Here is a 5,696-nt window from a genome sequence, read left to right as displayed (position 1 = left end):
GCCGATCCAGCGGCGCACCACCGGGTCGGCGGCGGCCCACAGGTCGTGGCCGGGATCGATGCGGCGGGCCACGCCCTCGACCGTGACCATGGTCTTTTGCAGCAGCACCAGCTCGGGGCGCAGGGCCATCTCGAACAGGGCGGTGATCTCGAACAGCTGGGCCAGCAGCCGGCCCATCGACACGTCGCGGGCCTGACGGCCGAACACCGGCTCGCCCACCGCCCGCAGGGCCTGGGCGAAGGCGTCGATATCCTGGTGGGCGGGCACATAGCCGGCGTCGAAATGCACCTTGGCGACGCGCGGATAGTCGCGATTGAGGAAGCCGTAGAGGATCTCGGCCAGATATTTCCGTTCCGCCGCGCCCAGCCGTCCGACGATGCCGTAATCGACCGCCGTGATCGCGCTGGGCGGCCCGACGAACAGGTTGCCCTCGTGCAGGTCGGCGTGGAACAGGCCGTGATCCAGGGCCTGGGCCAGGAAGCCGCGGGTCACGGCATTGGCCAGGGCCGGACGGTCCAGGCCCGGCTGGTCGAGGGCGGCGGGATCCGACAGGGCCATGCCCGGGGCCCAGCCCAGGGTCAGAACGCGCTTGCCGACCCCGTCCCAGACCACGTCGGGCGCCCGCATATAGCTGTCGACCGCCATGGCCTCGCCCAGCTCGGCGCAGCCGGCCGCCTCGAACCGCAGGTCCATCTCCAGGTCGAGGGCGCGGATGACGATCTCGACGAAGTCGCGCGGCCGCATCCGGCGGGCGGCGGGGACCAGGCGATGGGCCAGGTCGGCGGCCAGGCGCAGGGTGGCGCTGTCCTGCAGCACGCGATGTTCAATGCCCGGCCGCAGCACCTTCACGGCCACGGCGGTCCCGTCCAGCAGGGTGGCCGGATGGGCCTGGGCCAGGGAGGCGGCGGCCACCGAGGGCTCGAAGCTGGCATAGAGCGCGCTGATCGGCCGGCCCAGGCTGCGCTCGACCTCGGCCAGGGCGACGTCCAGCGGGAACGGCGGCAGGCGGTCCTTCAGGCGGCTCAGGTCCTCGGCGAAGGCGGCGCCGAAGATGTCGGCCCGGGTCGAGAGGAACTGGCCGAGTTTGATCGCGACGGGTCCCTGGCGCTCCAGGGCGTGTGCCAAACGTTCGCCCGGCCGACCCTTGCGGGCCTGACCACCGGCCGCCAGCCGCAGCACCCGGCCCAGCCACAGCGGGCCGGGCGGCAGCAGCGGCTCGACCTCGCGCGGGATCAGGGCGTCGGCCCGGACCAGGGCCCAGCCGGCGGCGACCAGGCGACCGAAGGCGGCGAGGCGGCTCATGCGGTGAGACCTTCAGTCGGCAGACGGCGGCGGGGCGGAAAAAAGCTCATGCCCGGCCTCAAAGCCCGCTCCGCGCCCCCCGGTCAAGGCCGCTTTGGCCGCAGACCCGCCGGCGGCCGCGAAAAGGGGGCAGGGAAGGCTCTCGGGAAGGGGTGAAATCCGCTTTCGGGCCCTGAGCTGACCCCAGATGCTCCCCCTTTGGGGGAGCTGTCGCCCCGGGTCGCGCGAAGCGCGTGCCCGAGGATAAAACTCCGCGACTGAGGGTCTTCCCCTCCGTCGCAGCGCCACCCCCTCCGGCGCTCTGGGCCACCTCCCCCACTGGGCGAGGATTTCCTGAACGTCCGCCCTCTACCTTGGAATGTCGGCCTCTGAAACTGACGCCGATGGTCCGGGTTCGACCCAATTCGGACTCTAGGCGGCCGGTATGCTTAGCGCCGCCCTGAGTTTCGCCAGTTCGTCGGCTCGGAATTGACCACTGATGATCTCGCCCACTTTCTTTCCCGATTTTCTCTCGATGACGATCAAACCGGGAAGAGTGGAGAGATCGCCGACCCCGCCCGGTTCTAACACTGCTTGGTCACGCTCAACCGACCAACAGACGAAGCCTCTTCGCGTGAGCCAAAGCCTTTCCTCGGTAAGATGCAGGCGAACCGTCGATATTTCAGTTAGCAGCCAGCACCCACCAGAAGGCAGGGCAATACCGATGATGACCGCCCAGAGCAGATCGCCACTGGTAAAACTGGCCCAGGCACCCACCAGGCCCAACGCTACAAACGGAACTCCAATACAGGCCAGAATGACTTGCCCCGCTGTGGCAGGCCGCATCGTCCATTGCGCCGTGTCGAGAGTATGCATCTGGTAAGCTTAGCTTACGTCGGACCGCACCGCGACCTACCTCAAACGGGGCGCAAGATGTCCGAGGTCCACCCCGCGCGGCCTTTCCGAAGGCCTGCTTCTGGCGACCGCCCGCATCCGCCCCGGATGTGGCTACGCCTTAAACCCTTGGTGGATCGGAGCTCTGGGGTCTGGCCGTGTCAAGGACCGCCTCTGGCGGCCGCGTCGCGGCGACGCGACGCGTCGTCCTTGACACGGCCAGACCCCAGAGCAAGCTCGCCTGCAAGGCTTTAAGGCGCGGCCTCGCCATGGCGGGCGGTTTAGAGGGGGGCCGGCGTTTCAGACGCTCTCCCTCGCCACGACGCGTTCGTCCAGGATCACCGGCTTGCCGAAATCGCGCCCACGGGCTCGTGTCGCGTTGGCTCGGGCTGCCGCCCCTACAGCGCCCAGCCCTGGTGCATGGCCGCGACGCCGCCGGTGAAGTTGCTGATCGTCACCCGCTTGAAGCCGGCGTTTTCCATCATGGTCGCGAAGGTGCGCTGGTCGGGGAAGCGGCGGATGCTCTCGACCAGGTACTGATAGGCCTCGCGATCCTTGGCCACCCACTCGCCGACCTGGGGGATGACCTTGAAGCTGTAGGCGTCATACGCTTTCGCAAGCGCCTCGGTCACCGGGCGCGAGAACTCCAGGCAGATGAAGCGGCCGCCGGGCTTGAGCACCCGCCGGGCCTCGCGCAGGGCCGCGTCGATATCGGTGACATTGCGGATGCCGAACGAGATCACATAGGCGTCGGCATAGGCGTCGGGCAGGGGCAGGCGTTGGGCGTCGCCGACCGTCCAGGTGATCTCGGGCTCGCCGCCCTTCTCGATGCCGGCGGCGATCATCTCGGCATTGTAGTCGATGATGTTGATCACCGCGTCGGGGCCGCCCCGGCGCTCCTGGGCGCGGCGCGCCATCTTGGCAAAGCGCCGGGCCATGTCGCCGGTGCCGCCGGCGCAGTCGATGATCACCTCGCCCGGTTGCGGGTTGAGGCGCGCGGCGACGGCGTCCTTCCACAGGCGGTGGACGCCCCCCGCTCATCAGGTCGTTCATCAGGTCGTAGTTCTTGGCCGACGCGATCGAAGACCCCGCGCACCAGGCCGGCCTTCACCGAGGGGTCGACGTCCTTGAAACCGAATGTGGCGGCAGGCTTGCTCATGACGTCTTTCGCCGGGCTCACTATAGGATGGTTCGCTATTAGACCGCGCGTCGCGTCACGTCACCTTCTTGAGGCCGCCCTTGCCCGAATTGCCCGAAGTCGAGACGGTCCGCCGGGGCCTCGAGCCGACCCTCAGCGGCGCCCGCCTGAGCCGGGTGCGCGCCAACCGGCCCGACCTGCGCTTCCCCCTGCCCGACGGCTTCGTCCAGCGCCTGAGCGGGGCGACGATCCTGCGGCTGGAGCGACGGGCCAAGTACCTGCTGGCCCCGCTGAATCGCGGCGACACCCTGGTGATGCACCTGGGCATGACCGGCCGCTTCGAGATCGCCGCGCCTGAGGGGACGATCCGGCCGGGCGATTTCGCCCGCGAGGTCAGGCCCGACGACAAGCACGCCCACGTGGTGTTCGAGACCGAAGCGGGCGCGGTGGTCACCTATCACGACCCCCGGCGGTTCGGCTTCATGGACCTGATCGCCACCGACGCCGTGGCCGCCCACCCGTGGTTCGCCGCCATGGGGCCCGAGCCGCTGGGCGAGGCCTTCAGCGGCCAGACCCTGGTCAAGGCCTTCGCCGGCCGCAAACAGGGGCCCAAGACCCTGCTGCTGGACCAGAAGACCGTCGCGGGCCTGGGCAATATCTATGTCTGCGAGGCCCTGCACCGGGCGGGCATCTCGCCGTTCAAGCCCTCGGGCCTGATCGCCGGCAAGCGGCTGGGGCCGCTCGCCCAGATCATCAAGGACGTCCTGGCCGAAGCCGTCGCGGTCGGCGGCTCCACCCTCAAGGACTTCGCCGCCGCCGACGGGGCCCTGGGCTATTTCCAGCACCGCTTCCGGGTCTATGACCGCGAGGGCGAGCCGTGCCCGACCCCCGGCTGCAAGGGGGTGATCGCCCGCGAGGTCCAGGCCGGGCGATCGACGTTCTTCTGCCCGGTCTGCCAGGTTTGAGGGCCTAGTCCACCGGGTGCGCCAAGCCGATCGGCTCGGGCGGCGCGTCCTCGCCGTGGTCGCCCTCGGGAACGACCTCCGACGGCTCTTCCTGCTTGGCCAGGTCGCGGGCCCCGACCCCGCCGCCGTCGTGGATGTTGCGGTTCGCCTCGGGGGTGGACGGATCGTAGACGTCGTCGCGCTCGGCCATGACACTTCTCCCTGTTCAGCCTGATCAAACGGCCCGGCGCCCGCGGCGTTCCGCCGAGTCAGGGCTGCCCTTCCCGGCGCGGGGCTCTATAAAAGCCGCGCATCATTCAAGGAGCCCCCGCGTGGCCTATGAGACCCTGATCGTCGAGACGAGCGACGGCGTGACCCTGATCCGCCTCAACCGCCCCGAGGCGCTGAACGCCCTCAACGCCCAGCTGCTGGGTGAACTGGCCGTGGCGCTGGGCGAGGCCCAGGCCGATGACGCCGTGGGCTGCATCGTCCTGACCGGCTCGGCCAAGGCCTTCGCGGCCGGCGCCGACATCAAGGAGATGTCGGACAAGACCTACGCCCAGATGTTCAAGGCCGACTTCTTCACCGCCGGGGCCCGGGCCATCGAGCAGTGCCGCAAGCCGATCATCGCCGCCGTGTCCGGCTATGCCCTGGGCGGCGGCTGCGAGCTGGCCATGATGTGCGATTTCATCCTGGCGGCCGACACCGCCAAGTTCGGCCAGCCCGAGATCAATCTGGGCGTCGCGCCCGGCATCGGCGGCACCCAGCGCCTGACCCGTTTTGTCGGCAAGTCCAAGGCCATGGACATGATCCTGACCGGCCGGATGATGGACGCCGTCGAGGCCGAGCGCTCGGGCCTGGTCAGCCGGGTGTTCCCCGCCGACACCCTGCTGGACGAGGCCCTGGCCGTGGCCCGCAAGATCGCCGCCCAGTCACCCTTGGCCGTGGCGATGAACAAGGAGCTGGTCCTGGCCGCCTATGAGACCACCCTGACCACCGGCGTGGCCCTGGAGCGGCGATTGTTCCACTCGCTGTTCGCCTTCGAGGACCAGAAGGAGGGCATGGCCGCCTTCGTCGAGAAGCGGAAGCCGAGCTTCAAGGGGGCGTGATCGCCCCCCAACGGCCGGAACACGAGATTCTCCCCTGGGGATGGATTGACCGCGCCCGGCCGTTCCCGTATATCCGCGCGCTCTTGATTTCTCCTGCTTCGCGGCCGCCCGCGCGGCTGTCCGTATGAAGGTCTTGCCCTATGGCCAATAATCCCGGCGCCAAGAAAGCGATCCGCAAGATCGCCCGCCGCACCGAAGTCAACACCGCACGCCGCTCGCGCGTCCGCACCTATCTTCGCAAGTTCGAAGACGCCCTGACCGCCGGCGACGCCGTCGTCGCCAAGGCCGCCTTTATCGAAGCGCAATCGGAACTGATGCGCGCCGTCTCCA

At 69.0% G+C, this 5,696-nt stretch carries 6 protein-coding genes and 1 pseudogene; 3 read left to right on the top strand and 4 right to left on the bottom strand.

Features of this window, described 5'->3' with window-relative positions; all coding sequences use genetic code 11:
- From ubiB to CSW58_RS09575, 3 genes and pseudogenes are all read right to left on the bottom strand, one after another.
- A partial coding sequence (gene ubiB, locus CSW58_RS09580) for a 2-polyprenylphenol 6-hydroxylase (RefSeq protein ID WP_099447127.1) occupies positions 1–1,302 on the bottom strand: 1,302 nt, incomplete at its 3' end.
- A 411-nt stretch (positions 1,303–1,713) separates the two neighbouring features.
- On the bottom strand, positions 1,714–2,157 hold the full coding sequence (locus tag CSW58_RS13760) for a hypothetical protein (RefSeq protein WP_143755151.1): 444 nt from the start codon (positions 2,155–2,157) through the stop codon (positions 1,714–1,716).
- A gap of 416 nt (positions 2,158–2,573) precedes the next feature.
- Positions 2,574–3,334, bottom strand: a pseudogene (locus tag CSW58_RS09575) (class I SAM-dependent methyltransferase).
- 80 nt (positions 3,335–3,414) lie between these two features.
- Between CSW58_RS09575 and mutM the strand changes: the two are divergent.
- The gene (gene mutM, locus CSW58_RS09570) at positions 3,415–4,278 is read left to right on the top strand and encodes a bifunctional DNA-formamidopyrimidine glycosylase/DNA-(apurinic or apyrimidinic site) lyase (RefSeq protein ID WP_099447126.1); all 864 of its coding nucleotides are present in this window, start codon (positions 3,415–3,417) and stop codon (positions 4,276–4,278) included.
- Between the two features lie 4 nt (positions 4,279–4,282).
- Here the strand turns inward: mutM and CSW58_RS09565 are convergent, their stop codons facing one another.
- On the bottom strand, positions 4,283–4,468 hold the full coding sequence (locus CSW58_RS09565; protein WP_099447125.1) for a hypothetical protein: 186 nt from the start codon (positions 4,466–4,468) through the stop codon (positions 4,283–4,285).
- A 121-nt stretch (positions 4,469–4,589) separates the two neighbouring features.
- On the opposite strand from CSW58_RS09565, the gene CSW58_RS09560 reads away from it, so the two are divergent.
- Positions 4,590–5,366, top strand: coding sequence for an enoyl-CoA hydratase (locus CSW58_RS09560; protein WP_099447124.1), 777 nt, complete (start codon positions 4,590–4,592; stop codon positions 5,364–5,366).
- A 140-nt stretch (positions 5,367–5,506) separates the two neighbouring features.
- Positions 5,507–5,696: 30S ribosomal protein S20 (rpsT, locus tag CSW58_RS09555; protein ID WP_099447123.1), on the top strand; the 190-nt coding region annotated here is incomplete at its 3' end.

It is taken from the genome of Caulobacter sp. B11, from assembly GCF_002737765.1.
Lineage (GTDB): Bacteria > Pseudomonadota > Alphaproteobacteria > Caulobacterales > Caulobacteraceae > Caulobacter.
Note: the sequence above shows the minus strand (reverse complement) of the source record. Positions and strands in the feature narration are given on the sequence as shown.

What these genes read in the sequence shown, in the direction of transcription:
- CSW58_RS13760 (WP_143755151.1), bottom strand. Translation starts at nt 2,157, where the DNA reads ATGCATACTCTCGACACGGCGCAATGGACGATGCGGCCTGCCACAGCG.
- CSW58_RS09565 (WP_099447125.1), bottom strand. Translation starts at nt 4,468, where the DNA reads ATGGCCGAGCGCGACGACGTCTACGATCCGTCCACCCCCGAGGCGAAC.